The sequence below is a fragment of the Achromobacter sp. UBA2119 genome (genome assembly GCF_002331005.1).
Classification (GTDB): domain Bacteria; phylum Pseudomonadota; class Gammaproteobacteria; order Burkholderiales; family Burkholderiaceae_B; genus Achromobacter; species Achromobacter animicus.
The window spans coordinates 102,889-129,682 of the sequence record NZ_DCYD01000011.1 but is presented as its reverse complement, the minus strand read 5'-3'; the positions used below and the strand labels follow the sequence as shown (position 1 = coordinate 129,682).

The following is a 26,794-nucleotide window of genomic DNA, read 5'->3' as shown; positions in this document are numbered from 1 at the left end:
GGGAATCCAATTAATGCGTCTGGCCCGCCGAGACCCGAAGGTCAGGCAGGCCTAACGGAGGATGCGTTGGAAGCTTCGGTCAGCTTCGCAGCATTGGCAGTGCCGGCGACTGCGCTGCTACCGCGGGACGGACCGGAGCGTGTAAACAGAACTGAAGTCCAGGTCGCGAGCGACATAGATCCCCAACCGGCCTCCCTGGTTGCGGTATAGCGTCGGCGGAATGTTGATGGTGTTATCCAGCACCGTGGTAACCGCGTTGGTAGCCGCGTCGCCCGTCGTGTTGAATTGCACTTGCCCGTTGTCGCTGCTGCCACGTGAGGTAGCCCACGTGCCCAGATCGCTGATCAAGCTGACCAGGATGGCACCGCCGAACCGCTCAGCGAAGTGCGTGTCGATGAAGCCGTCCAGGCCTGCCTCACCCAAGGGGCCGGTGCCAGGCGAATCCAGGTGGATGACAACACCCTTGGGCGTTTCCAGCCGCGACCATACGACGCCCACGCGCGGCTGGCCCTGGGCCAGCACGCCTTGCTGATAGCCGATGAACCGGGATCCTTTGTCGATCAGGACCACGCGACCGCTGGTCGAGCGGATATCGTGAGGCGCGTAGCAGCTCAGCATGCCTGCCTGCGCAGTGACGAGCTTGGTTTCCTGGACGCAGTCGATCATCGAGCCCTGCGTGATCAACATGTCTCGGTTGCCGATCAAACCTGCTCGCGATGCCGAGAGCTTCATAGGGGTGAGTTTGCTGGCCATCGGCCCGCTGTCGACTTCGCGTGCTGGCGGAGGGGAAGAGCTGGACTGCCCGGAAGACTGGCCTTCTTGTCCCTTGGTGCCACGAAGGCCGCTGGCCAAGCGCCGCTGGGTGACTGCGTCTACCGTCACGGCCTGTGCAAGGTCAGGCACTGCGCCCTTCTGCTCCGCCTGCATTGGAGCAGGCACTATAGGCGTAGCCAGAGGCGAATCAGGCATCGGAGGTGGCGGCGGAGGAGGTTCGGGTCTGAGCTTCAGGCCGGGAAGCACGTTCTCGATTCTCGCCTGCACGGCGGGCGCGGCCTCCTCTGCAGCGGGCGAGTTAAATGCGCGCCATCCCGTTACGCCGATAGCCATCAGAGCAATCAGGATCATCAGAAACATGAACGCTTTTGCGCCCTGTTGCATCGGCTTGGCCGTGCCGGACAAATCGGGCCGGCCGCGGCCCTGTATCTGTGCCTGGTGCTCCTCGATCTCCGCCACGGCGTCAATGGTTTGACCGGGTCTTTTTCGCCTTTTGAAGAACTTCATGGCGCTGGCTCCTCACGAAGGACGCGTTCGACTTGCGGGGACACAGTCCCGGTGGCCAAGCTGCGTGCGACAGGCGGGCCATCGTTGTGAACGGCCAGAACCTGGTTGCCAATTCGCAAGTGCCACCGTTTGGCGACGCGATGGAGTACCACGGTTTGTTCGTCTTCCATATGGCGGTTCACAATGACCTCCTGGCCGTCGGCGTCGACGAAGTAAATGGCTGGCAGATCCTGGCCAGGCGCGAAACGAAGCCAGGTCTGCGCACCGTCATCCCAGGCGGCACTGGGTGCCAAGCTGATGTCGCCGCTCATCGAGTAAGCCTGCCAGTTGATGGCGACGTCCGCCGTGGCCAGGTCGCGCTGAACGCGCTCACGCTCTTCCTGGGCGGCCGACTTTGCCTGCTCAAGCTCGGGGTAGCGCAGCACCACGCGAAAGACACCACCGCTCTTTCGGGCCTTTTCATACTTCAGGAGGAACGAGTAGTTGCGCTTGGTCGTGATGTAAAGGAGGTTCGTGTCGGCCTGCTCGACGATAGGTTTGAGCAGGAGGTGCTTGCCGATCTGCTGAAAGTCATACGCGGCCGAATCACCGAAAGCATGAGTCACATAGTCCTCATCGTCGTTCAGCTGGATCTGCGTTGCGACACCCAGCGTCGTGTCGACCTGAATGACGTCTGCGGCGTCATAGTCCGTCCAGCGGATGCGTTGATCCTTGGGCGAAGCTGCAGGGCGGTCAAGCGACCAGGCCGGCGCTGCGACCGCGCATAGCGCGGCCGTCAGCACCGCCAAGGCCAAAGGCCTGAAGCGGATGTTCATCGGGCGTGCCCCATCTCGAGGTTGCTCTCGCGTTGGCGGACCTGGTGGTGCGAGTGCTGATGCTCGACGCCCAGCTCGGCCTGCTTACCATGGTCAGCGTCGCGCACCAGGCCGACGCCTCCGACGGCCTTGAACGGATAGCTGATCGCGAGGGCTTCTTCGTTGCCGGTCATCTCGAAGGAACGATTCAGCGTGTTGCGTGCGTGGACGATGAGGTCGCCTGTCTCGTTGTCACGCTGAATCAGGCAGTTGGGAGTCGTCCCAACGATCGGACCTTTGTACTCGCGACCGTCTTCCGGTTGGCGGATTTGTCGGTCCTGTTCCCCGTACAGTTCCACCGGACGGCGCGTTTCGCGGATCCGCTCTTCGAAGTGCTTGCCGATGCGGTCAGCGGCCATCACAGCGGTAGGCAGGCGCAGGTTCGCATCCTTTTGGAGATGGTCCTTGCACAAGCGGGCGGCGCCGTAAAGGTCGCTCTTTGCATAGCGCTCAATGTCGCGCAGCAGGGCAGTGCGCTGTGCGTTGTCCATGCGGCCCACATCTTCGAGGCGGCGGGCGAGTTCGTTGATTTGTGCTTTTTGCATGACGATTACCTCAGCGTTTCGACAGCGGTCGAGTAGGAAATGACTTGAAAGCCCAACGGGTTGTCACGGATCACGCTTTCCGACATGGGCGTATTGACGAACCGATAAGCGAGGGTGGCGATGAACTGCTCAGAATTCGGCGCCCGATTGGGGCCGATCTCGCTTCGGGTAAAGCGAACCGTGGCGGTCTGGTTGGGGCCGGGGGTGATCGAGCGGACGCTGATCGCCAGGCGCGTGTGCTCGCCATACTTTTTGTCCAGGGCTTCCCGGCCCGTTCTCGAGTCATCCTCGAACTTCGAGTGGTACTGCTTCTGCACGTCAGGGGAGCTGAACAACCCGCAGCGGTCGTACATGTTCTGCAGGGTTCGCCAGTCGTAGCCTTCGCAGGAAAGCACGTACTGAGTGACGAAGTAACGGGCGAGCCGGGGGCCGTAGTCTTCCCGTGCATCACCAACCTGAGATACGTTCTCGACCTCGCCGGTCGCGTCATTGACACGCACAACGTAGGGCGGTTGGGGCGTGTAGCTCAGCAGGAGGGCGGTCAGCGCACCGACAGCGAGTGCCGCCAGCACAAAGAAGGCTGTTGCCACTCGCCAAGCTTTGGCCCTGGACACGCTGAATTCCGTAAGAAGGTCTCGGTCCAGGCCACGGTTGCGATCCAGTTCTTGCTGCAGTGAGAGCTTGGGATCTTCAGAGGACATGACCTTCCTCCCTTTGCCCGACGAGGTGGAAGGGCCGCACGTTTCGTACGGACGTGAAAGGGCGAGCCGCGGCGAGCGCGGCCAATATGGCGTGCTTCATCGATTCTCCGAGGAGATGAGGGGATTTAAATCAGAGGAGGCTGGCTAATGCGCAGCTCAAAGAGAAGGGCACAGCGATTGCTGTGCCCTGTGAGAAACCGGCAGTGGCGCCGTTGATATTGCTTTGACCGCGCTAGCGATCCTGACTCATGTTCCGAACCATCGAACGGGTCATTTCATTATGTTGCTGTTGGGAGTGCCTTTTCTGCCAAGGCGCGCGTCCAACATCGCTCGAGCGTTGGGTAGTCGCTGTGCCCGCTATAAATAGCTGCGTCGGCCATTTGAAGCAGAGATACCAAATCGGCCGCAGAATCCACGTCCAGCTCGCGCGTGCCAAGCTCACCCACTGGAAGGCCGAGATCGGTTGTTCGGCTCCCGTCTGAAGGGACGGAGATAGGGGCACATCCTGGCTCACAAGCGGAGCCCTCGAAAGAGGTTTGCCCAGGGGCGTAATCGGGGCCATCAGTTCTCCCACAAATTGTCTTGAAATCGAGATGATGACTTGCAGTAGGTTTGGATCAATGTTAGCCGATCCTACCCAGGAAAGGAACCGAAATACCCCCCCCTTCTCCGCCCGTAATCTTTGCCGCCACGGTGGAGACCTGTTCAAGCATGTATTTGGAACACATCATGAAAAAGACGATGGCTGTGAGCATGGAAAAGATGTTTATCTGATCCGCTGCTGTGAGGTCTAACAGCCCTTGCTGCAGCATGCCGAACATGCCCATGATGAACATGAATACGACCATAAATAGGCCAGCATAGATTGCATAGAACAAGGCTTGACGCAGCCAGGTAGTAAAGAAATCCCGGGTCACATCGAACAGCAGAGCCAGTATGCAGAGTGGCCCCAACACGACGACTAAGCCCATCCCGACTTTTACGGTGATAAGTACTAGCATGCCGATCGCGCTCATTACGGCAGACATGATCGTAATGATGACCGACACGACGACAAATACGAACGCTTGTGCGATCTTTCTGATGCCGCTGGGTGCGCGCTCCTGCAGCCTCGTGCCGATCTCCGCGCCATTGTTTGCGGCATCGTCCATCATCTCTGAAGGAGTCTTGACGGTGCCGGTAAAGAGCTGTGCGACCGACGTGGGTAAGTCCAGCATCACGGTGACGATCCTTTGCTGATAAAAGCCATTGGCACCGGCTATGCCCACAATGAGCACAATGTTGACGACACGTCGCAAAGCGTGGAGTACCGGGGTTTGAATTGCCCCGGAGCAGATTAGCCACCCGTACCAGATCAGTGAGATCGAAAGGCCGACCGAGACAAACGGCAAGATTTTCGCCGTGACGGATGCGACCATTGGCGTGACGACATTTGTCAGCATCGTGGTTACTGACTGATCGATCCAGTTCGCGATGCCACCGAGACTGACAAGGCTAACCCCGGTGGTGGCCATTACCGCGCTCCCGGAAGCGGCGCCCGAATTGCGCTGAGGCTAAAGGAACTATCGGCGAGCTTCTCGGCCTGCTGTTCCATCAGTGCCTGCTCCGCCTCGATCTGTCGGGTCAGCATATCCGCCCGAGTTTGGTCGGCCTGGATGTTGGCCTGCTCAACCAACAGACGAGCCTGAAGGTCGGCAATAGCCTTCGGATCCTGGGTTTGGTTGATCTGCGCCTGGAGCTGGTCCACCTGTTTGACGCGAGCGGTCATGGCTTTCTGGGTCTGCTCCATCATCGCCTGACTGCGGATAGCGAGTTTATCGGCGCGCGCATCGAGGTTCTTCTTGTCTTGCTCGTAGTTCCCGGTCAGACGTTCCTCGCGCTCAATGCGCTCCACGACGTCTGAGATACCGCCCAGCCCGCCGCTGGACGCCCGCAGGATCTCTCGTGCGTCCGCCGGCAGGGCATTGCGGATCGCCGGGTTGTTCAGGATGTCGCCGAGGTTGCGCGTGCCCGTGAGCGATTCGAGTTGGCGTTTCTGACTTTCGAGCTGACTCTTGAGAACCTGGATCTGCTCGGCGTACTTGGCCAACGTCTCCACATGCTTGATTGCGCGGTCGGCGAGGCTGGCGCCGTCAATCACGGGGATTCCGCTCGCGTGGACAGGGGCCAGCGCGTTGCAGAAAAGGACGGCGGCCAGGCATGCGGTGACCCGTGCGCGCCAGGGGCTGCGCAGGCGGGTATTGCCGTTGTGCTTCTGGGTCATTTTTAGCTCCTTGTCGCCTCTTGGGCGCGTTTGAGGTAGTGGGGCAGCCAGATCGCGGGATCGTCGCCATGGGTGGCGACGGCCGCTTCGGCGATTTCGGCCAGGTCTTCAGAACCGGAGAACACCAGCAGTGCTTCAGGGCAAGAAGAAAGGTCCAGCTCGGCGGTGACGGCAGACTCGTTTTGCTTGACGACGAACTGCCGGCTGAATGGCGGCAGTTCCTTGACCATCTTGAAGACGGCCGGGGACAACTTGAAACCCTCGACATATTCCTCGGCGGTTGCTTTGGGGTTCTCGAGGAACATGGCAGTTGCCGACTGCTGAATGAGCGAGCGCCCCACCGGGTTCTCCAAGATCGCCGCCGGTTCCTGGGTTGCGAACACCAGGACGCCGTTCTTCTTGCGAACGGTGCGGCTGGCGTCCTGCATCGATGCTTGGAAGTACGGCACTTTCAGCGGGTGCTGCACCTCGTCAAAGAACAGGGCGATACGTCGGCCGTCCATCATCTGGTCAGTCCGATAAAGCAAATATGTGATCGCCGCGTCCCGGATCGGCCCTTGTTCGAGAAACTCCGTCAGGTCAAAGCCAAAGAGATCTGTGACTGCGAGGTCAAGCTCGTCCTTCGGGTTGTCGAACAGCCAGCCGTTCTCGCTTCCGGCACACCAGCGCTTGAGGCGGTCCTTCAAGCTGAGCTGGCCATCTGGCGCCGGCGCCGAAGGCAAGAACTGCAGCAGGGTAGAAAGGCACCGGTCCCCCAAGTCGATATGGCTCACCAGGTGGTCGATTGCCTCGGCGATCTGCTTTTGCTCGGAACTGCTGGGCGGCTCGTCGCCCCTGGCGCCCAGTTGCCGCGTCATGCTCGCCATGAATGCGACGTTGGAGGCGGTGGGCGGCAGCTGCAGGTAGTTCCAACCGGTTCTGACGCCCAGGCGCAGCGGGAAATACTTACCGCCCATCGCCATGACCGTGACTTGCATGCCGCGATCCTTGTCGAAGACGACGCCCGTGTAATTGAACTTGCGTGCCTGGGTGATCAGATGCCCTAACAGAACGGTCTTGCCAGCGCCTGACTGCCCGATGATGGACGTGTTGCCAAGGCGACGCTTGCCTGTATCGTCCACGTCCTCCAGCGAGGCGTGAAAGTTCAGGTAATAGGGCGTTCCCCCAGTCGTCTTGAGCATCGTGACGGCCGGACCCCAAGGATTGCCCGCGGGCTTTCCGAAGAGGTAGTTGTGCATGGACGCGAAGCTCAGGAAGTTGAGCGAGGTGATGGGCGCCGGGCGAGGGCGCCACTTCCAGTTGCCTGGGAGCTGCGCGGCCCATGCCGCCAGGGAAGCGCGATCACACAGCTTTCCAATGATCTCCTCATCGGCCAGCGCGCCGCTGATGTTTGCAGCCGCGCGAAGGGCGCTTTCGTTGTCCTCTCCGAACACTTGGATCGTTGCGTGATGATCCCCCATGACGAAGCGGCCGGCGGCCAACTCGTCACGCGCCTTGTGCAGATCCGCGATCTGTGACGACGAGTAGTCGCCCGAGTCTTGCAGCCATTTGATCTGGCGCGATAGGGCTTTCAGACCGTCTGCCTTGGACATTGCCCCGAATGACTGCGACAGGACGAACTCATGAGGCTGATTGAGCAGGCAGTTCAGATGGCCAGCTCTGGTGTTGTTGGGGTATTCACGCAATTCCAACATCACATAGCGGCGTGTCCAGTCGGGCCCGCGCATCTCGCCCAGCTCACCGTGCGTGGAGAAGAACTGCCGGCTGGTCGGCAGGTAGTTGTAGAGCCGGGCATTGACCAGCGGCACGGGCTGCATCTTGCCGTTGAGCAAATAGCCCAGGAACTCCGCGGGCTCCGAGAACCGCGACATCCTGCGCGGAGCCTCCTCATCGCCTATGTCTTGCGGCGACTCGCGTTCGACGATGGACAAGAGATCCGGCGAATAGCGCTTGAGCGAGCCGCGAAGCTTGCGGTTGACGTCATCGAGCTGCTCGATGGCCTGGTTCTGCCAGGCGAGCGCCGCGCGCGCGGTGCGCTTCTCAAAGTTCGAGAGCAATCGCAGCGCGGGATCAATCTGCGCCCGCATCAGCACGGTCAAGTACATCTCGTTGATCATCGGCGGCTTGCCTGCAAAGACCTTGCGGTACGCGGCGTCATGATCTCGCGAGAACTGGTCCGGATAGTCACTCTCGGGGTACTCGAAGACCTTGCGCCGGACCAGGTGCGACCAGATCCCGAATCCAGTCGGAAAGCCACGGAAGACGTTGTTCAGCTCCTCGACCCAGCGATAGTGTTCCTCTTCGCTGTAGCCCTGGAATGTACGGCCGTCGATACGCCACACTGAAAGGTACTCCCAGTCGCGGGTTGCGACGATGGTCGGGGTGACGTGGTGGGAATAGGGAACGTATTCGCTAACCGGTGGCTCATGCGCCGGCAGCGTCACGGTGGATTGTTGTTTCATCGGTCGTGAACTCCGCGCCCGCGTGCCCATGGGCGCCGCGGACTGTAGGGCGTGGGTGTGAGCGAAACTGCTCCCCAAAAGCCCTTGTTTTTGGCGAAGATCTTGGTCTTCAACCAAAGCTCCCAGATCCAGAAGGCCCGGTCATCGTTGCGGCTGACAATGGCCATGATCGGATAGAGCGCAGGGAAGAGCAGCCAGCCCCACAGGGTGAAGGACGCCGCCGTGACGGTCAGGAAGACCAGGGCCGCAAACGCCCGCGTCGGAACTCCACCCGGGACGGTGGCGACGCGGGTGGCTCCCTTGAAAAGAGGGAAGCGGTTGGGCGGCACTTCGGACCCCACCGCAACTGGGGCGGCTGCGGCGGGGGCTTTTGCCTTCTGCTTAGGCGAGGTGGCCATGTTTAGAAGAGCAGCTTGATGATGCCGCCAGCGATCGCGCCGGCAAATACCATACCCACCGCCCACTGATAGGCGGTCTCCTTGCGAATCACGTCGAAGGAGTAAAGGATGCCGATGATGCCCGCAGAGATGAGGCCGATGACCGGGATGATCAGCCAAAGCCAGTCTTTCAGAGCTTGCGTGGCACTGGTGGCCTTCTCGAGCTGAGCCATGGCCAGCTCAGGTTGCAGCATGAGGAGCGCTGCCAGGGTGGCATATGCCAGTGCGGTGAGCATGCGCCAGCTCTTGGACGGCGTTTTGATGTGGGAGGAAGAGGAAGCGACAAACATGTGAAACTCCAATGGGTGTGGCCTTCCGGCCGGTCGGCGGGGAGGCGTTTGTTGAGGCTGATGGGAAAATTCCGGTGTTTAGCGGCTAAACACGTTGAGGGGTACGTGGCTACTGCGTAGGCGGACGTGTGGGCAAGGTCGGTACTGGACGCCCGAATACCGCGTCGGTCTGCGGCGTGAAGGCATCGTTGCGCCGGGTGCCGAACGCATCTCTGCGGGGCGCTTGGAATGCGTCTGGCTTGGATGGCTTGGGTGGCGGTGAACTACCTGCCTTGCGTTCGGCGTGGGCGATGGCGCCGGCGTCCTTCACGATTGCCGGTACGGCCAGGCCCGCGCCTGCGATAACCTTGCCGACATAGCCATTGGTGAAACCTGATGTGAGGTTGCCAGTGTTGTAGCAACTGAATGCCGCATACAGCGCATTCTGTCCAGGCCCATGCAGCTTGGCTGCGCGCTGGTAGCAATTCACGAGTACGCGCTGCGCAGAAGCCAGGTTCACGCAAGGGTCAAAGATGGACTCCGGCGTGACACCCAGCCACTTCCAGTTGCGCACGTTGATCTGGCCGTAGCCGACATCGAAGTCGACCCCCTTGGCCATTAGCTCACGCACCGCTTCTACAGCTTCCTCCTTGGACTTGGGGCGGATGCTTCGATGCGGCTTGGCGTTGACGCCAATGGCAAGCGGATTGAACGCAGACTCGTGCCGCACTACCGCGCTCAGCGTACTGATATGCACGTCAGGCGCGCACTGCCGGGCGAGCGTGGGAAAGTCCATCGTCTAATTCCCCCCGCTTCCAGAGCCGTGTAACCACTCCTCGTGCTGCTTGCGCTCGGCGAGTTCCTTTTCGTACTTGGCGAGTTCGCGGTCATAGTCCTTCGCCTCAACCCAGTAGCCGCGCTCTTCGGGCGTTCCAACGTAGCGAGGCAGATCGTCATCAAATGACGTGTACTCGTGCGAGACATAGGCGTTGCAGTAGCCCGGTCGTTTGTTGCTGATGATGGGGTATCCGTCGTCGCTGGTCCCTCGCCAGGCGCCGAGGCCCGCGTTTAGGGAGCCTGCGTCGCATCGCCCTGCGCCATGGGCGAGCGCATCTGCGAGTGATGCCATTTCCTTGGTTTGGTTGGAGGACGGGCACAGCTTCAAAAAGTCATGGCGAGCATCCAGCGTGTCGGACAGCTTTTTCTTCTTGATGCCGTAGAAGTGCGAGAGGGCCGGGTCGCACTGCCCCGGCCGTACTCCGCTGGAAAGGCAAATGAGCGCTTCGCAGGCCAATTTCTTGTCGCCGGTCAGATAATCGAATTGACCGGGGCTTTGCGCCCACGCCGGAGATGACAGTGCCGGGAGAATCGAAGCAATGATAAGCGCCATCAGGCGCCGCAGGATCTGCATGGTTGGGGTCCTCAGATTAGTGGCAGATGTCGTAGCTACCGACGTCGACGATGTTGCGGCCTTCACGCGTCTCGGTAGTCACGATGCAACCGCTCACGGACGTGATGTTGACTACACGAGTGGCTGGAATGCAGTGGCTTCCATCGCCGCCCGTGTAGCCGTCGCAGCTTCCGTACAGCTCGGCGGTACGATTGCTGTTGGACAGTTTGCAGTATCCGAAAAAGCCGCTTTCACCCCTAACTTCGACCGACTCGCCGGGTTCCGCCAGCTTGCCGTACCAGATGGGATCGTTAGAGTTGCCGCTACCGGCGGTGGTGCCCGACGCGAACAAGCAGTTCAAAGTGGCCGAGGGTCGATGAATCGTGACCCCGTAGCGGGTGCCGTAGTACACCAACATGGCGCGCTGAAGGTTCGGCGTAACGATGGTTGAGTGATTGTCCGACCATCCACTTTGGCCGCCGTTGACCCCCGCTATTAGGGCGTCGACTACCCCAGGAAGGCGCGCCGCCACACATGCGTCTTGCCAGGGCCCCCAGCCCTCGTAGGCGACGTCGGCGTGATTGGCCTGCAAGATGTAAGCCGTTCGGTACCGAGTTCGGCTGCCGGTATAGCCCGCGGGGCAAGTGGCAGATTCGGACTGGGACTGAGCCAGGCGGCAACCACCGTAAGTTGTGTGCCAGGCATAGCCTGAGAAGCAGCCGCCAGGAGGAAGCGGCGCGCCTTGGGTGACCTGGACGTTCATGAGCGTAAGGTCCGTCTTGAGCTGGACGTCGGCCTGCTTGCCATTCGGGTCCGCCGCAGCCGCGGCGTGGGTGGACACCAGCAACGCAGTCAGGGCGAGCGCACGCCGGCCCCAGCACTTGAGAGTGTGGAAATTCATGCTTGCCTCAAAGGTGATGAGTGCGTCCATAGTGGACGCACGTGGGGGACTGCCTAGTTCCTGCAGCCCTGGATGACGGCGGCGCGTGCGTTTGCGCCTGCCGGAGAGATAACTACGCGGTCGCCACTCATTGCCACGGTCTGGCCCACCCGAACATAGCTGGAGCCAGAGTTTTGGAAGCTTCCCGCGAACGTCCCGTTCACGGTTACGGAGCCTGCGGCATTGACCGAACCTGATCCTTGAATGGTCCCTCCGACCGAACCGCCAACGTTAACGTCAGTCCCCGTGACAGTGACGTCTAGGGATTGGATCGACGCATACCTCCACGGCGTCTGACCTGCTGGGCAGGTGAGCGCCGGAACTGCTGCATCGGTCGGCAGGTTGCTGTACACCCCAGTAACCACGTGACCGAAGGGCGTAAACCACACCCCGCCCGTGCAAACCGCGAGCATCTTATTGGCCGTTGAAGCGTAAAGACCTTCGATCGTGCATGCGGCGCCTGGGGCGACCGACGTTTTGAGCAGCAAGCCTTTGTTGCTCTGGATCGTCTCTCCCACTGTCAAGGTGTTATGCAGAGTGACGGGGCGGGTTTCACCATGCCGCACGAACTGGCCGAAGGGTGTGGCGTCCAGGCTTGCAGCGATGACTGCATGCCCTGGCTCTGTGCCGAAGTCAAACCAGGCACGCGGAATGTCCATCAGCGGCCCCCGTACATTTGCGGACCCGCGCGCGTCGTGGCCACCGTAGCCGTCAGCGGCCAGAACCACCTTGCTCAGGAGGGCTTGGTCGAAAACGCTACGGTTGGCGGCAGGCGGTGTGCATCCGGCATTCTGTCGGAGGCTGCGCGCTGCGTTGATGGGATGGCAGGCGTAGACGAAGGCGCTGGTACGGCAATCAGCGCCTGGGCAGGCACCCTGTCGGACCAGAATGAACCGCGCTACGTCTCCCAAGCTCGGGTATCGCGGGATGGTCGCCGGCAGCAGCCCTAGCGCCGTGAGATCGGAGAGCCCGCCCCGCGCCACTTGCGCACCTCCCACGCTGGCCCAGGCTAGAGCTGGAGGCGTGGGATACGAGCCTGCGGGCAGTCCGGTGAGGTCTTCGCCGCGCAGCCAGGCCTCGTGCTTTAACTGCAGATCGACCACCGCGCCCCGGATTTGCATCAGGTAACGGCCGGTCGCTTCAGCGGCGCCTTCGTCTGCTTTGCGTCTGACTTCCTTCGCCGCGAATACAGCCAGCAACATGACGAGCAGTAGGGCGACCGTGACCTCGACGAGAGTAAAGCCTGCCTGTGTGCGCGCGCGGGAGGGCAGCGGTGATTGAAATAATTGCATTGGTTCGCCTCCGTTGAGAGCCCGTCGGGGCGTGCCGGTGGCACGTCCCACACGCAGTCCCAGGGAATCAGCGCGTGGCGAAGACGAAGGTGTTGTTGTCGCCATTGACGCAGAGGTTTTGGGCGGTGACGGCGTTGAACGTCCCCGACTCGCTGTTGGCACCCAAGGTTTTTGCGACCGTGCCGTTCACGCTGATCATCTCGGAAATGCCGTTCAAGGTGGAGGCGAGGACAGGGCAGGCGCGATGGTTGACGTTCGTCAGCGTCAGGGAGAACGCGCTTCCTACCGCGCCGCCACCCAGCGCGGCCGGGGCGATAGTGATCGTCCCGTTCGAGCCCACGCCGGTACCGCCGAGGCGGTGTGCAACCGTGTTCCCGGTCACCTTGAAAACGGTTGAGTCCCTCAGCGACGGCGCCAGGTTCTGCGCGTTGTCGATCGCCGAGTAAGGCGTGGCCGAGTCACCTTCGCTCATGATTCGTGCAGTGGACATGAACCGCTGCAGTTCACCAGCCGCCGCAGGGACACGACCTTGAACAAAGAAGCCCTTTACCGAGGGGAATCCCACGATAGCGAGGATGATGACGATAGTGATGACCACGCCCACCTCGGCCAGCGTCCAACCGCCCTGATGGCGAAGGTCCGCAGATTTGGCGCGTTGGATTGCACGCTGGGTTGCGATGTTGTGCTGTTGCATCTGAATTCCGATTGTTCGAATGAGTTTTCACCACGAGCTTTCGTGGCGGCGAGTTGCTACATTGCGTCGATCATCAAGGCGTTGCGCATGTCCATGATCACGCTTTGATGCCAAAAGAAGAGGCCTGCCATGAAGAGGACGGCGCAAATGAGCGCCGCCCATCGCAGCACCTTTGCGCGGTCTTCAACGCGCTTGAGAATGGTGGTCTCCATGCGTGCGCGGGTCATCTGCAAGCCCGCGTCCAGGCCAAGCGTGTTCGTGAGGTCTTCGAGATACCAGTAGATCTCTCGATCCAGCAGGCCAACGTCAAAAATCTCCGCGCCCTTTTTTGCGTCGTCGAGTCGGTTCTGAATGGCCTGAAGCCGACGGCTAAGCCAGCGGGATGCCCCGGGTAACTGCAGCTCTATCGCTTGACGGATCTGCATGACCTTGCCGGCGCGAGGCTTGACGGCGGTTGCCGCCGTGCTCACGACCGCAATCGCTTGAACGTCCCGGTAAAGCCGATACGGTCCCCACTTGTCGAGCCACCGGCGTAGCGCGTTGTCCATATAGGGAAACGAGAGATAGACACCAACGCCGAGGGCACTCGATACCAACCACAGCCGAATACCTTTGTCCCGAATCCACTGCGCCATGTCGAAGAACGCCTGGGTCGACGGACTAAGCAGCTCAAACCGTATGTCGGGCATGGCGTCCTGCAGCATGGGCGCGGTGAGGTAGGGGACCGCGATCATCACCATGGCCCAGACCAGCAGCAGCATTAGGGCAGCCACCGCCAACGTTCCGACGAGGATTGACCTAAGCTTGGCCGTCACGCGCACGACGGCGGCCATGTCGCGCAGCCCTCCTGCGAAGACTGCTTGCCCTTGGGTTTGCAGCGAAACGAATTCCGCTACCTCTCGCGGTGGGAGCGTCCGGTGAAGCGTCCTGCCAAGCTCGCCCGTCTCCACAATTCGGTGCGCCCAGTAAGCCGACAGGACGCCACGGGCGCTTTTGCCATAGCGCTGGGCGTCTGCCTCAAGAATGCTGAGGAACGTCCGGCGCCCCTGAGTGTCCTCCGTCATGTCCGCCAAGTATTCGTACCAGTCCGCACGGGCACGCGCGAACTTGCTGGCGGCCTGGCCCACCCGCGTGAAGTAGAAGGGAATCTTCATCCCTTTTTCCTTTGGCGCAGAAGTGTTGCGTACGCCGTGAAGTGAGGCTCAATGTCCCGGGGGTCGATCATTCCCTGGCTCATCTTGTAGACGGCGCATTCCATGGTCGACTTTCCTTCCATATCAGGGTCGTCGTAACGGGCGGTGCGCTGGCTGGCGAAGATCGCTCTCAGGCGGATCTCGTCCCCGTTTGCGATGGCTCGAAGTGCATCGGGATCACTAGAGGGCTCGAAAAGTTCTGCTACTGCAGTACGACTTGCGTACCCGAAGAGTTCAGGGATCCCCTTCTTGCGGCAGTGTTCGCACCCGTCCGGGTTACGGATCTTGAGCGGATCGCTGCCGAAGTCGTATAGGGCTTCGATGTCCGCCAAGTACCGTTGCCATGTATCGCGATCTCGATTGATTCCCATCCGATCCTGGGCGCCGTCAAGGAGTGCCACGGCGGGAAGTGCGCAGCTGCACAGCTTTGGCATCAAAGCCTGGTGAACGAGCAGCTTCAAAACGCCAGGGGTTCCCAGCGTGCTGCGCGGTATTCCGATTTCGCTGGAGGCAAAGCGCTGCGGAATGGCAAGCGCACCTCCCACGTGCGTCGTGCAATATAGGTTGCTGCCCGAGAGCACGATGTCCTGAAATGCAGCGCCCGTGAGTACATCGCGAATCTCACCGAGAAAGACGTCACTGGCGGCTGCCCGCTTGAGCGCCATGAGCTTCGATTTCATCGTGTCGCGGTCGGAGCCATCCAATGAGCGCGAAACGCTGGCTTGGAGCACTGCCTCCATGATGAGTTCCACCGGATCCTCGATCGACATCCGCTTGCGGGTCTTCGGCAAGCGCACGATGAGTTGGGCGATGCTCACCGTTTTCCCGGAGCCGGGGATACCGCCCATGACGATGGCGCCGCCCATGCTGCGCATCGCCCGCTCGAACTGGGCGATCTGCGAGGGGAGGTATCCAAGGGCTGACATGTCCACCGTTTGCACCTTGGAGTCCACGTCCAGCAGGCGCAGTGTGATGGACGGCCCCTTGTCCGCAATGAATGAACCCCAGCGAAGCATGTAGCTGCGCTCGTCCACCACCTCGTACAGCCGGCCCTGTTGCTCGTTGGCCATGTCAAGGAATAGGCCGTTCCCGCCGCTGACATCCAGCCATGCAACGCTGGCCATGTCGAGGAGCTGCTGCGTGGGCATCGCCAGATGTTCAGGCGTGGTGTACTGGCCGTCGATGGTGGCGCTGATGCGCGATTTCGCGGCCGTAGTGTCGATGTTCAGATGCAGATCGCTCGCATCGTTGCGAACCGCCCAGGACACAATGTCGTAGAACCCCTGGCGAACCGCCGACTTCTCCTTTTGGCCACGGATCCGGGAGCTTCGCTGCATCACGTCTTCGGCCTGCATCCGCTCTCTGACAAGGGTCAGCAGAATGACCGGGTTGATCGTATATATGTGGACCGGGCCTTTGGCGGCGTCGATGGCGCGCTGTTTGACGGCGCGAAAGATGTCCGTGTCGACTTCGCGCGGTTTGACGAACACGACATAGCGCGGTCCCTCGAGCTCGGCGACGCATGCGGTGACCGCCGATGTCGAGCCGCACCAATCGACCTTGAGCGTCCTGAACGCCGGCTGCATTTGCGTAATGTCTTCGAACGAATCGAGGTGCGGGTAGTCGTCACCGGTGGGCACTGCAGGCATCGATGCATGCATATCCAGCACCGGCATTTCCTCTTGTTCGCGCAGGCTGACATGCAACGTTCGCTTGAGCCGCCGCACCCACTGAAGGAAGCTTGAAATCATGGTGTTCCCCGATTAAGGCAATAGGTGACTACGTCCTGAGACTGGTCAACGAAGCTGGCGCAGGGTTGCGAAACGGCCTGCAGGCGCAGTCCGAGGTCGACGCCGGCAACCGGCTCGGCGTGGCCGCTGCGAAAATGCGCCCGACGGCCCGCCTGGTCGACCATCACCGTCAGCTGCTTGCCGACACCTGTGATGGCGAGAAGCCGAGGCGGGGCAACAACTGGCGTTGCGTTTGGATCGGGTTTGGCGGCCTGCGCGGCAGGCGGGCCAGAAGCGGCAAGGTGCGCGCTTTCGCCTATTCCGGGCTGCGCCTTGCGCTTTTCCTCATCGAGTGCGCGTTGGGCATCGAGCTCCAACAGTTCTTGCACCATCCGAGGAACTGGCTGGCTTAGATTGACGGCATCGACGCCAAAGACGGGAATCTGCGCCGCCACCGATAGCGGCACGGCAATTGCAGCTGCTGCGCAGACGACTATTGCGACGAATCGTTGTCGCTGTCTGCGTTCAGGGCGATTCAACATAGATGGTTCCTTTGAGCGTTGTGTCGAAGGCGCTCGTCGTGAGCCCTGGTGTGGTATCTGGCGAAAAGCGCACGTGCAACTGCGTGACTTCGGTGGCGCGCGGAAGCGCCAAGCCGTACAGGGAGCGCAGCGGCGCGTTGATGACGAGCGCGCGCGTTGCCGGAAGCTTGATCTCCTTGGGCCGGATCACGGGTTGTTCCAACCCGTTGGCAAGCTTGATGTTCGGTACCGAGATCGGCACTTGTCCTGGCGCAGACAGAGAAATGTCCTGCAGCGCTGGGCGCAGTGCCTGCCAGGATGGCTCCCAAACCTGCCGCATCGCGTTTGCGTCGGGGAGTTCCGCCAGCAGCAACGGCTGAGCCGCCAGCCCCGCAGGGACGGTCCAGGAGGCGTTCGCGCTCTCCAGATCGACATGCTCAATCTTCCAGGTGGGAGGTAAGGCCGCGTGCAGGGTGCGATTATCCGCAAGTCGCGTGCGCTCGTACTTCGCTACGCAGCTGCGAACCTTGGGTTGGCAGTCAACCTCGACGAGCTTCCACCGACCGGGCGCGGTCGGCACGGACTCCACTTGTTGCAGCAGCGGAGTGAGCCCCGGCTCGCCAAGTGTTCGCGCGGTCTTTGCCCACGCAGCGATTGCCTTTTTCCACAGCGTTGCTGGGTCAACTTCGGGCTGCGCGGCCAGCATCTCCTGTGCAATTCGTGCTTGCCGCTCCTCCCAGTAGCTCATGCCGATGTCCCAGGCCTCGTACACCAGAAATAGCCCCAGGATGGTCCACCAGAAGGGCGAGACCATCGCGAGACTGAAGCCCGCTCGGCGCAGGGTCGACTGCTGGTTGGTGTGCGCGGCAAGCTGTTGCAAGGAGAAAGGCCGCGACTGCGTGCGGTGGTCCCCGTGCACCTGCGCCTCGCCGTAGCGGGCCAGCGCCTCATCGAGCGCACGCTGTGCCGCCTGCAGATCTGCGAAGACCGCGTCTCCGCCTGCCTGGACCACACCAGCAACGACGACGGCAATCCATACGGATTTGTCGGGCAGGTTGAGCGTCACGATGTGGGTGCCGTGACGGTGCATCTGTGCAAACGCGGAGGCCGCCGAGAATAGGCTGGCGCGCGTCTTTGCGCGACGCTCCTTCCCTTTGGCGATGAGGAGTCCGACGGAAGGGCTGCGGGCATCGCTGTGGACAAAGTGCGTGGCCTTCACCTTGCGTGCCAGCCGCAGCGCTTCTTTCTGCGGATCCTCTCCGAGGACCGTCTGCCATCGGACGCCGAAGACAAGCTGATTCGATGTGCCGGGGATGGCGACGAGCCGATAGCTCAGCCGCCGCGGGGCTTTCTCTCGTCGTGCCACGTCAGAATCCTTCTTCGGGAATGGCCGTGACCAGCACGACCGTGAGCATCTGCTTCTCTTGCGAAGCGTCGGAGCCGCCGGCGAGCATCGGAGCCTTGTCATCCAGGCGCCGCCTGGTAGAGGTGTCGGCCGATTGTTGGTAGCCGCCGATCACGACCTGCTCGCCGGGGCGCACCATCACCTGCTGCACTCGTCCCTGGCCACCGATGTCAGTCTGCTGGACAAATGACTGATCACCACGCGCACCGACCGGCTCCTTTTTCATCTCGATGAGCCGGGTGTCGTCGTAGGCAATGGTCAAGAGCACTTGGCCGTCGTCCTGCGCGTCCGGCACAACCGTAAGGAAAGTGCCGACCGTCTTGTTGTCTTGCGTGACCGTGACGGTGGGGGCTGAGGTGTCCGACGTGCTTTGCGTTTGCTGCAGGTCCTTGATGTAGTCGAAGGAGCGGCGGGTGTCGTACTTGCCTGGGCGGCGGTTTTGCATCAGGAGCGGGATGCTCTTGTGGTCGATGATCGAACCCAATTGCGATAGCGCTGACAGTGCAAGGTTGGTTCCTGCGAACGGGCCGCTGCCCACTGTGGCTCCTACGCTGCCAGCGGCCTTGGCCGCGTCCAGCATTGGAGCGACACCAATTGCTGACGCGGTGTTCTGGCGCCCGAGGCTGTTGAACAGGATGCTCCAGTCCACACTCCCCTGGTTGATCCGATCGCTCTGCACCGTGATTTCTTCGAAGACCAGGCGCACGCGACGAGTCATCTGCCGATTCTCGGCGTCCAGGAATTCGCCGATCCGGTCCTGAGCTTCCTTGGTGTCCGTTACCACGATCGTGTTTGACGCGCCGTCCGCCGCCTTGATCACGCCGGCGCGGCTGAGGAACTGGCTGACCTTGCTGACGACCGCCGCCAGCTCGCGGGCTTCGTCTTTCGCACCAGCGGTGGTTCTGTCTGCAAGCATCGAATTGGTCGACTTGATATCGCGCTGCAGGTTTTCCTCGGCCGCCTGAGTGGGCGTGCGGACCACATAGCTCTTGGTCTCTGTCCGGTAGAAGCGCAGCGCACCGATCTTGTCGTCGTAGCGCCAGTACACGCCCAGGCGCAGTGCGATTGCGTCCAGCACGGAGGCGAGCGGGGCCTGGCCAGCTGGCAGGGGCGCCATCTTTGTGCGCGCTACGCCCGTCGGCAGCGCGGGACCCGCAACACGATCCACTGCCGCGCCGGGGATGAGAGCCGGGACGAGCGTGTCTGCCGTGCTGGCGCTCAGGCTAAGCGGGTTTACCGTGCCGAGATCGCCTGCCAGGCGCGGCAAAAAGTATTCGGCGGGGAGCAGGGCGTCGGCAGTGACCTGCGTCAGGATGCCGGTGGCGATCTGGATCCGGTCGGCCAACGTCTTGAGATCGGCGGAGTTGTTTTCAAAGAGCAGCGTCGTATTGACGTTAGCCCGGAGCGCCGGCGGCAGGGTGACTTCGCGGGCCAACGGCTGCGGTCGGCCGGCGATCCAGGGGAGCTCCACGACTTGACCCTTTGCCCGGTCGATGTCTCCGGCTTTGAGCTTGAAATGGTCCAGCGCGATGGCGCCGTCGGCTTGACGGAGGGCGGCGCGGGATTCGACTCGGTCGGTGGCCTGCAGGGCCGAGCAGCCAGCAAGCGCTGCCAGCATGACCGCCGTCAGTACGGTGCGGTAAGCAATCATTGGATTTCCTGTTCAACGCCACGGCTAGGATTGCGTGGCGGGGGATCGGTTGCAGCTGCGGGTGAAGGGCACCATGCGAAGCACGCGGTTGCCATAGAAGCAGGGGCGGATCGGCGATTCACTCATGGCGACCGCCTGCGATAGCGCCTGGGTGGCCTCTTGGAACGAGTCCGCCTCAAACTCGGCGGGAGCCTGTATCGGAATGTCGAAATTCAGTTCCCACTGATCGGGCCCGAAGGTCCAGCTGGCATCGGCTGCCCAGCGCACGAGCGCTTGGCGGACCGTGCCGTCTTGCGGACTGACCCGCCAAGTCTGTTTAGGCGGCTCCACGACTTGCGGTTCAGCAACGGGCTCGGTCGGAGCAACTTCGACCGTCACGACGGTGCCAGCGGTCGGAGTGACTTGTTGCGGGCTTGCGTTCACGTCAGTAGTAGGCGCCGTGGTTTCATTTGCCGCTACCGGCGTCGGCGTCGACGCAGAGCTGCTGGCGCCAGGCGTTGCATCAGTCGTGACCGGCAGAGGCGCGGTGGCGGCGGGTGCAGTGCTTTCGAGCTTGGGCGGCGCTTCCGGTACGGGGATGGGGGGAATGTCTGCCGAAGCCAGGGCGGTCGGCGATTTACCCGGTAGAACAGTGCGCGGATCCGCCTGGTTGATGAGGATGCGTCCAGAGTCCGGAGGTGTCGGAGGGGCGGGCGGGACAAATCCGCAGGCCGAAAGAAGGCAGGCCGCCGAGACGACGGCCGCCAAGAGGGGTGCTTGCATTGGGGATCCTAAAGAGTTACTTGAAGGTCTGGGGCGTCACGCCCTGCCGTTCAAGTTCATGGTGAACGGCGCGCAGCTCGGCCGGGGAGCTCTGTCGCCTGGTGAGCAGCAACAGTTCGAGGAGGATGGGGAGCAGCGAACCGTCGGACTGTCCGCTCGGGGCGTTATCCAGCAGCGTGAGGCGCAGCTGCGAAACATGTTCGGCGACCTGGTCGTCGACTTCGAGCCGATCCCGCAGGTACGCGGAAAGCGTCATGCCGCGATCCGCAGCTGCTTGCGCGTACCGCCGGCGGGCGTCATCGGATAGCCGGAATGTGATCGGGCGCTCAAGCAGGGAGCGCATGAAGCCTCGCCTCCTCCACCACGATGTGGCCCATGGCCTCAGCAAATGCCTGCTTGAAGGCGTCCCGCCGGATTCTGCGTTCGAGGGGCGAATCGGCTTTGCCTTTGCAATGCTCGATAAATTGCTGGTCGCGGTACTGAGCCGGAGTCATCTCCGGAGCCGTTTCGAACCAAGTGCGAGCTGCTTGGCGTGCGTCGCGCGCCGTGGATGGAAATTCAAATGCGGCGCCGGATGGGTAGGCCGCGGACGACTGAACCATATAGATCCTCTGCGAATGACGTGCGCACCTCGGCCTGCCGCCGTGGGCGACATACGCGGGCTGCGGGTTTAGCTGACTATCCAGCGTGACTGGGGATGTGCCGCGAAGGAGCGGCTAGGGCTGCTGGCGCATGTGTCGGCGCGCCAGAGAGGTGAAAGTCCTGCTAGGTTCGCGCGGCAGCGGGCCTTGACCAAATCTTGACCGCAATCATTAAAAAAGACCGCAAAACCCTGCGAATCACTGATTGAATGTCCAGTGGCTAAAGGGGGGCTATCGTTGCAAGTCTTTGATTGAAAAGACATTCTGACTTGCAGGGATTTGCAGATCGGCGGACTTTTAATCCGTTGGTCGCGAGTTCGAGTCTCGCACAACCCACCACCCAGATACTGAAGTACCCAGGAAATAACGCCGCTCTTATGAGCGGCGTTTTTCTTTGGGTTCTGTTTCTGAAGGCCTACGATTCGGAAATAACTTTTCCAGATATCCGGGCTGCACCCGATATCTTCCGGGTTTCGCTAGAGATTTAGGACTTCGCGTTGTTCCGGTCCTTCTCAAGGCAAGCAAGGTTCGGAGGCGTTACGATCTTGTCCACGTGCAATCGCGATGAGTTAACTCATCGATCGAAAGAAGGGCGCCAGCTGGAGAAACTATTGCAAGCATCTCGACAATTGAGATCTCGCGATTCTTGTGTTCTATCGCAAGAAATGTTTGAGCTTGACGCAGGCCGTCATTGGTGACTTTCAGCACGAACCCGTAAACCGTGCTTTTGATGAAGCTTTCGCCAGCCCCAAAGTCTCGCTGCTCGAAATGCGCCGGGCGCTCTTTGTACACTTCGTCTCCCCCGGGTTCTCGGTATGTTGTCCGAAGCTGTGTGCCGTCCCATCGCCACTGGACCGAATGCGGGCGTTTCGTGCCTGACTTGTTTACTGCAGTCTGACAGTCAATGACGAACGCAGCTTGCGCCGATGCACTCGCAGCCATAAGCATCACAACAATAGCAATTTTCTTCATGTATTCAGCCCAGCCAAAAATTTTAAAGAAGCGCTCCTTAAACTAGCCTGAGGACGCTAGGGAGGTTGAGGAGCGCAGCGGAGGTTGTCGGCTATTTAATCTGGTTCCGAACTTCATTCTTCCGCGCGATTTCAGCGTTGTGTTTGTCGAGACTGGCTTTGTCCTGAGCCGACGCTGATTCGTCTTTGCAGCCCGAAAGCAGAGTGCCAATTAACGCCAGCATTGTGACCACTGCGGCCCTCGTCGCGAGAGTGACAATGCGGGGCTGGCTGTTATGCGTCATATCGTTTGACCTATGGAAATAGTGAATTTGGGAACTCAAATTACATCATATGTCTAAACGAAACGTTGTATTTCTAATATTTCCTTAGGCCTGCCATTCCGTTTTGGCGCGCGCGCCTCTTGGTCTTTTCTACTTGTTCTGACGCTCACGATTCATTGGCGATAATGACTATTTTTTATAGTCATCCGCTGTTATAGTGACCACTTTATGTGACTATTTGACCGGGGGCGTCATGCACAGTCAGCAAGTGTCGAAATCTGAGTTCAAGGCGCGGGCGCTTGAGCTTTTTCGGCAGGTCGAAGCCACCGGCGAGCCCATCGTCGTCACTGATCACGGTCGGCCTGCGCTGGAAATCCGTCCCTATAGGGTGCCCGCAAAACGCAATCCGCTGGACATGCTGCGCGGCTCTGTCCTGCGTTTTGACGATCCTTTTTCGCCGATCGGCGACGATACGTGGGAGGCGGCGCAATGATCGTGTTGGACACCCATGCATTGATTTGGTGGGTGAGTGGCGACTCTCAGCTGAGCCGCCCCGCACGCAATGCCATCGAGGCCGAGGCGCAGAACGGGGAAATCTTGATTTCGGCCATGAGCGCCTGGGAAATTGCGATGCTTGCCAAGGCGGGGCGACTGGCGCTAACGATGGATGCAGAGGCTTGGCTGGATACAGTTGCCGAGGTGCCGGCGATTCGGTTTGTCCCGGTGGATGTCCGTATCTCTGTTCAGTCGGTCGACCTACCGGGAGACTTCCACAAGGATCCCGCGGACCGGATCATTGTGGCTACTGCGCGGCACCATTCGGTGCCTCTGGTGTCTGCTGACTTAAAGATCCGCGACTATCCACATGTCCAGACAATCTGGTGAGATCGACCCATCTCGCTTAAGCAAAGGTCGCTCCTGAGCGAACCTTTGCTATTGCATAGACCGCGCTTCTGTTAGGTGCGTCCGTTCCAACCGGCTGCGGTCGCGGGTCCCTCGTTGGGGCTTCATGAGAGTCGCCCGGCGTGACATCGTTAATCCGGTGGCATTGCCGAGGCATCAAACGGCTGGACGCGCCTTCTGCAGATACTTTGTAATTTCTGCTTCCGGCACCGCGCGCGAAAACAAAAAACCCTGCAGCTCATCGCATCCCGCCGCACGTAGAAAATCGCGCTGCGCGGCTGTCTCGACCCCTTCCGCGTTGATCGTCAGTCCCATTGACCGTCCCAGCATCACGACCGCATTCACGATGGCGGTCGAATCGCTGCCTTCGCCAATATTGGCCACGAAGCTGCGGTCGATCTTGATCTTGTCGACCGCGAACCGCTGCAGGTAGCTCAGGCTGGAATAGCCGGTTCCAAAATCGTCCAGCGCTATCCGGAATCCCGCGGCGCGCAGTGTGGCGATGGCCCTCTGGACTCGGCCATCGTCCTCGATGAACACGCCTTCAGTGACCTCCAGTTCAATCTGCGCGGGGTCCACGCCCGCGCGTTGCACCAGGTCGATGACGCGCTCGGCGAATCCTTGGCCGCGAAACTGCACGGGCGACAGGTTCACGGCGATGGACAGGCCCGGCCATTGCAACGCGGCGCGGCAGGCTTCCTTCAGTACCCATTCGCCCAGCGGCACGATCAGCCCCGTGGATTCGGCCACCGGCACAAAGATCTGCGGCGACACAGGGCCCTTGCCCGGATGATTCCACCGCACCAGCGCCTCCACGCCCACCAGCTGCTGCGTGCTGCTGTCGATCTGCGGCTGGAAATGGACCTGGAGCTGGCCGCTGCCGGCCAGCGCGCGGCGCAGGTCTTCCTCGATGACCGCCTTGGCCTTCAGCGTGTCGTCCATGTCGGGGGCGAAGAAGCTGTACTGGTTCCTGCCCAGCTCTTTCGCGCGATACAGCGCGATGTCGGCCTTGCGCAGCAGCTCGCTGCGCGTCGTGCCGTCACGCGGGGCCATCGACGCGCCGATGCTGGCGCCCACGAAGGCCCGGCCGCCCAGCAGGTCGAAGGGCTCGCGCACCTCCGCGAGAATGCGTTGCAGCAGGGCGGTCGCGCCAGCTTCGGTCGCGTTCTGCATCAGCACGGCGAACTCGTCTCCGCCCAGCCGCGCGACCGCATCGTCCGGCCCGAGGATGAGCTTGACCCGTCTTGCGAACTCTTCGATGAGCGCGTCGCCCGCGGCGTGGCCCCACGTGTCGTTGACCTGTTTGAAATGGTCCAGGTCCAGCAGCAGCACCGCACAGCACGCATCGGGCCGGCGGCGGACCAGCGCCTGGTCCACGCAGGTGTTGAAATAGGCGCGGTTAGGCAGTCCGGTCAGCACGTCGTGAAAGGCAAGGTGCTGCGCGTGCGCCTCGCTGGCCTTCAGTTCCACGTGGGCCGTCCGAAGCGCGCTCAGGTGCGCCTGTTGCTGGCGCAGCAACCGATAGGTGCGCAGCGCAAGCCACGCGACAAGGATGAAGGCGCTGGCGAGCATGGCGGCAACAGCGGGCAGCATCGCGCGCCACAGTTCGGAGCCGGGCAGGTCTGGCCGCCACATTAAATAGCCGAGCAACGCGCCATCGGACGACAGCAGGGGCTCCTCGCGCTCGTTCACGCCATTGTGACGCGTGCGCACGGGATGATAATGAAGCCCGTCTATCAGGTTGTCCCGAGCGAACGAGCGCAGGAAATCTCCGTCGACGAATCTGACGCTCACGAGCAGATTGGGCGTCTCGACCGCCGGGGTATCGAGGTTGGGCGGAAAGCGCGCGACGCGCATCACGCTCACCACCGCAGGCCTTTGCCCGATGGTTGCGAGGTCGGTGGCATGCACGGCGGCAGCCGTCGTGCGCACCGAAGAATTGGTGGAGGGAGGCTGGCCGGGCAGGCGCTCATGGTCGTTGTTGGGCCGGGTGTCCTGTCCGCGAGTCAGCGCGATGAACGGGCGCAGATCCGGTTCGTACACGGCGTAGCGTTCAGGGGGAACCAGTTCGCCGTGGACATTGCCGAAGCGCACCGTGTTGTCCGGGCCAAGGATGAACACCAGATCCTGTTCGAACAGCCGATGCAGAAAGGCCCCCACGTTGTCGTCGAGCCAGGCCTGGTCGGGCGCGGGCTTGGTCAGTTCGTCGGCCAGCATGTCCCAGATGGCGACGGCTTCCTGCGCCTGCGCCACGTCGTCCAGCGTGTTGCTGATTGCCTGCTGCAGGTCCTTGCTCTGGCGCATCGCCGCCATATCGTCGCTTTTGTCGACGGACAGGTGCAGCGAGAACAGCATTGCCGCCAGAAAACCGACAAAGGCGATCAGCAGCAGGACGAGAAGTCCGCCAGCGGAACGGGGAAGCGGCCCTTCTTTTATTCTCATGCCGGTACAGCTCCGTGTTGTTGGGGCGATCAACAGACGGATCAGATGTGCTTCGAGGCCGCGTGCCGGCGCGGCAGCATTCGAAAAGGCACATGATCGATCCGCACGCTGACGCGGTCGTCGACGATTCCAGTGCCGGGCAGGCATCGGTCGCAGCAACTCGCGTGCCTGCGCGGCGCGTTGTTGGTGCGCACGGCAACGCCGCCAACGCGCCGATGCATGCCTGCGGCATGGCGCTTGCTCAATGACGGCGTTGCCATTCACCGCGATCCCCTGCGGATCAAAAACACCCGATGGACCTCACGCAAGCGCAAAACCCGGCTGACGATCCTGCTTTGCCGGCATCCCCCCTGGTCGTGATATCGCCCCATCTGGACGACGCCGTCCTGAGTTGCGCGGGCCTGCTGGCCGCGCGGCCAGGCAGTACGGTCGTGACGGTGTTCACGGCGCGGGCGCCCCTGCACCAACCGCTGACCGATTGGGACCGCCGATGCGGGTTCGACAGTGCAGACGCCGCGATGACGTGCCGGCTGGCCGAAGACAGGGAGGCGCTTGGCATCGTGGGGGCGACTGGGCTGGCGTTGGGCTTTTTGGACTGTCAGTACACCGCCACCCCGGATCAGGACGCGCCGCTGATCACCGAACGCCTGTTCCAGCTGCTGGCGAGCCTGGCGCCCGCCAGTGTGGTGATGCCGCTGGGCGTCTTCCATTGCGACCACGAGCGCGTCAGCGACGAAGCCCTGATGATCCGCGACGCTTTGCCCGGCGCTGCCTGGTTCGGTTACGAGGATGTTCCGCACTGCGAGCGGCCAGGCGTCGTGCAGGCCAGGTTGGCGCAACTGCACGCGCGGGGCGTGACGGCTACGCCGGTTCGGCTGGCGGTGAATGCGGCGGACAAGGCGCGCGCAATCCAGGCCTATGCCTCGCAGCTCAAGGGATTGGAAAGCACGGCGCTGGGGCTGGCGGTGCATGAGACGTACTGGCGACTGACGGACAGTGCGACGGATGTGGGTTGAAATGCTGAAATGGCCACGTCGGGTGCCAGTAGCAGCGGCCCGGTGCAGGCGCATCGGTCTTTGGTCGTAGATGGCGCGCGGCCGCCCGCGATGTCTTTCGTTTTTCAAAGCCATCGCGTATAACTGCCGAACGATATGTGCGCCGCAACATGGTTCATATCGCAGTTA

At 61.5% G+C, this 26,794-nt stretch carries 28 protein-coding genes; 4 read left to right on the top strand and 24 right to left on the bottom strand.

What is annotated here, in order from left to right; translation table 11 throughout:
* Positions 1–117: 117 nt before the first annotated feature.
* The 23 genes from virB10 to B3098_RS10525 form a co-directional block, all read right to left on the bottom strand.
* On the bottom strand, positions 118–1,281 hold the full coding sequence (virB10, locus tag B3098_RS10635) for a type IV secretion system protein VirB10 (protein WP_152383450.1): 1,164 nt from the start codon (positions 1,279–1,281) through the stop codon (positions 118–120).
* Positions 1,278–2,096: a TrbG/VirB9 family P-type conjugative transfer protein gene (locus tag B3098_RS10630; protein WP_152383451.1), complete on the bottom strand. Its 819-nt coding sequence runs from the start codon at positions 2,094–2,096 to the stop codon at positions 1,278–1,280. The genes virB10 and B3098_RS10630 overlap by 4 nt, the downstream gene beginning before the upstream one ends.
* Entirely contained in the window at positions 2,093–2,680 is a 588-nt protein-coding gene (locus B3098_RS10625; RefSeq protein WP_175157494.1) for a hypothetical protein, read from the bottom strand. The genes B3098_RS10630 and B3098_RS10625 overlap by 4 nt, the downstream gene beginning before the upstream one ends.
* A gap of 5 nt (positions 2,681–2,685) precedes the next feature.
* Positions 2,686–3,381, bottom strand: coding sequence for a virB8 family protein (locus B3098_RS10620; RefSeq protein WP_152383453.1), 696 nt, complete (start codon positions 3,379–3,381; stop codon positions 2,686–2,688).
* 623 nt (positions 3,382–4,004) lie between these two features.
* A complete protein-coding gene (locus B3098_RS10615) occupies positions 4,005–4,895 on the bottom strand; it encodes a type IV secretion system protein (RefSeq protein WP_175157495.1) in 891 nt (296 codons plus the stop codon).
* Complete coding sequence (virB5, locus tag B3098_RS10610; RefSeq protein WP_152383455.1) at positions 4,895–5,644, bottom strand: P-type DNA transfer protein VirB5; 750 nt, start codon at positions 5,642–5,644, stop codon at positions 4,895–4,897. Before virB5 ends, B3098_RS10615 begins: the two co-directional genes overlap by 1 nt.
* A 2-nt stretch (positions 5,645–5,646) precedes the next feature.
* The gene (locus tag B3098_RS10605; RefSeq protein ID WP_286895896.1) at positions 5,647–8,106 is read right to left on the bottom strand and encodes a VirB4 family type IV secretion/conjugal transfer ATPase; all 2,460 of its coding nucleotides are present in this window, start codon (positions 8,104–8,106) and stop codon (positions 5,647–5,649) included.
* A complete protein-coding gene (locus B3098_RS10600; protein WP_082900587.1) occupies positions 8,103–8,504 on the bottom strand; it encodes a type IV secretion system protein VirB3 in 402 nt (133 codons plus the stop codon). The genes B3098_RS10605 and B3098_RS10600 overlap by 4 nt, the downstream gene beginning before the upstream one ends.
* 2 nt (positions 8,505–8,506) lie before the next feature.
* Complete coding sequence (locus tag B3098_RS10595; protein ID WP_152383457.1) at positions 8,507–8,833, bottom strand: TrbC/VirB2 family protein; 327 nt, start codon at positions 8,831–8,833, stop codon at positions 8,507–8,509.
* A gap of 109 nt (positions 8,834–8,942) precedes the next feature.
* Positions 8,943–9,608 carry a lytic transglycosylase domain-containing protein gene (locus B3098_RS10590; protein WP_152383458.1) on the bottom strand — a complete coding sequence of 222 codons (666 nt, stop codon included), beginning with the start codon at positions 9,606–9,608 and terminating at the stop codon, positions 8,943–8,945.
* Positions 9,609–9,611: 3 nt separating this feature from the next.
* Entirely contained in the window at positions 9,612–10,223 is a 612-nt protein-coding gene (locus B3098_RS10585; RefSeq protein ID WP_227741356.1) for a TrbM/KikA/MpfK family conjugal transfer protein, read from the bottom strand.
* Between the two features lie 16 nt (positions 10,224–10,239).
* Positions 10,240–11,133 (bottom strand): hypothetical protein, encoded by an 894-nt coding sequence (locus B3098_RS10580; RefSeq protein ID WP_286895889.1) that lies wholly within the window; start codon positions 11,131–11,133, stop codon positions 10,240–10,242.
* A gap of 23 nt (positions 11,134–11,156) precedes the next feature.
* Positions 11,157–12,434 (bottom strand): prepilin-type N-terminal cleavage/methylation domain-containing protein, encoded by a 1,278-nt coding sequence (locus tag B3098_RS10575; protein WP_175157418.1) that lies wholly within the window; start codon positions 12,432–12,434, stop codon positions 11,157–11,159.
* A 67-nt stretch (positions 12,435–12,501) separates the two neighbouring features.
* Complete coding sequence (locus B3098_RS10570; protein ID WP_286895888.1) at positions 12,502–13,128, bottom strand: type 4 pilus major pilin; 627 nt, start codon at positions 13,126–13,128, stop codon at positions 12,502–12,504.
* A 56-nt stretch (positions 13,129–13,184) separates the two neighbouring features.
* Positions 13,185–14,282 carry a hypothetical protein gene (locus tag B3098_RS10565; protein WP_152383462.1) on the bottom strand — a complete coding sequence of 366 codons (1,098 nt, stop codon included), beginning with the start codon at positions 14,280–14,282 and terminating at the stop codon, positions 13,185–13,187.
* Positions 14,279–16,072, bottom strand: a complete 1,794-nt coding sequence (locus B3098_RS10560; RefSeq protein ID WP_175157419.1) for an ATPase, T2SS/T4P/T4SS family — start codon at positions 16,070–16,072, stop codon at positions 14,279–14,281. Before B3098_RS10560 ends, B3098_RS10565 begins: the two co-directional genes overlap by 4 nt.
* On the bottom strand, positions 16,069–16,593 hold the full coding sequence (locus B3098_RS10555) for a hypothetical protein (protein WP_152383464.1): 525 nt from the start codon (positions 16,591–16,593) through the stop codon (positions 16,069–16,071). Before B3098_RS10555 ends, B3098_RS10560 begins: the two co-directional genes overlap by 4 nt.
* The gene (locus tag B3098_RS10550) at positions 16,577–17,938 is read right to left on the bottom strand and encodes a hypothetical protein (RefSeq protein WP_175157420.1); all 1,362 of its coding nucleotides are present in this window, start codon (positions 17,936–17,938) and stop codon (positions 16,577–16,579) included. The genes B3098_RS10555 and B3098_RS10550 overlap by 17 nt, the downstream gene beginning before the upstream one ends.
* Position 17,939: 1 nt before the next feature.
* Positions 17,940–19,628 (bottom strand): type II secretion system protein GspD, encoded by a 1,689-nt coding sequence (locus B3098_RS10545; RefSeq protein WP_152383466.1) that lies wholly within the window; start codon positions 19,626–19,628, stop codon positions 17,940–17,942.
* Positions 19,629–19,652: 24 nt separating this feature from the next.
* On the bottom strand, positions 19,653–20,390 hold the full coding sequence (locus tag B3098_RS10540) for a TcpQ domain-containing protein (protein ID WP_152383467.1): 738 nt from the start codon (positions 20,388–20,390) through the stop codon (positions 19,653–19,655).
* 16 nt (positions 20,391–20,406) lie between these two features.
* Positions 20,407–20,733, bottom strand: a complete 327-nt coding sequence (locus B3098_RS10535; RefSeq protein ID WP_152383468.1) for a hypothetical protein — start codon at positions 20,731–20,733, stop codon at positions 20,407–20,409.
* Positions 20,717–20,992, bottom strand: a complete 276-nt coding sequence (locus tag B3098_RS10530) for a hypothetical protein (RefSeq protein WP_152383469.1) — start codon at positions 20,990–20,992, stop codon at positions 20,717–20,719. Before B3098_RS10530 ends, B3098_RS10535 begins: the two co-directional genes overlap by 17 nt.
* Positions 20,993–21,568: 576 nt before the next feature.
* Positions 21,569–22,003: a hypothetical protein gene (locus tag B3098_RS10525; RefSeq protein WP_286895876.1), complete on the bottom strand. Its 435-nt coding sequence runs from the start codon at positions 22,001–22,003 to the stop codon at positions 21,569–21,571.
* Positions 22,004–22,518: 515 nt separating this feature from the next.
* On the opposite strand from B3098_RS10525, the gene B3098_RS10520 reads away from it, so the two are divergent.
* Both B3098_RS10520 and B3098_RS10515 read left to right on the top strand, forming a co-directional pair.
* Positions 22,519–22,758, top strand: coding sequence for a type II toxin-antitoxin system Phd/YefM family antitoxin (locus B3098_RS10520; protein WP_286896058.1), 240 nt, complete (start codon positions 22,519–22,521; stop codon positions 22,756–22,758).
* Positions 22,755–23,150 carry a type II toxin-antitoxin system VapC family toxin gene (locus B3098_RS10515; protein ID WP_286895874.1) on the top strand — a complete coding sequence of 132 codons (396 nt, stop codon included), beginning with the start codon at positions 22,755–22,757 and terminating at the stop codon, positions 23,148–23,150. The genes B3098_RS10520 and B3098_RS10515 overlap by 4 nt, the downstream gene beginning before the upstream one ends.
* Before the next feature lie 174 nt (positions 23,151–23,324).
* Here B3098_RS10515 and B3098_RS10510 read toward each other — a convergent pair whose 3' ends face one another.
* Positions 23,325–25,610: a putative bifunctional diguanylate cyclase/phosphodiesterase gene (locus B3098_RS10510; protein ID WP_286895872.1), complete on the bottom strand. Its 2,286-nt coding sequence runs from the start codon at positions 25,608–25,610 to the stop codon at positions 23,325–23,327.
* Positions 25,611–25,702: 92 nt separating this feature from the next.
* On the opposite strand from B3098_RS10510, the gene B3098_RS10505 reads away from it, so the two are divergent.
* Positions 25,703–25,858, top strand: coding sequence for a hypothetical protein (locus B3098_RS10505; RefSeq protein WP_279975340.1), 156 nt, complete (start codon positions 25,703–25,705; stop codon positions 25,856–25,858).
* Between the two features lie 87 nt (positions 25,859–25,945).
* Positions 25,946–26,626, top strand: coding sequence for a PIG-L family deacetylase (locus tag B3098_RS10500; RefSeq protein ID WP_286895870.1), 681 nt, complete (start codon positions 25,946–25,948; stop codon positions 26,624–26,626).
* The last annotated feature ends 168 nt before the right edge of the window (positions 26,627–26,794 follow it).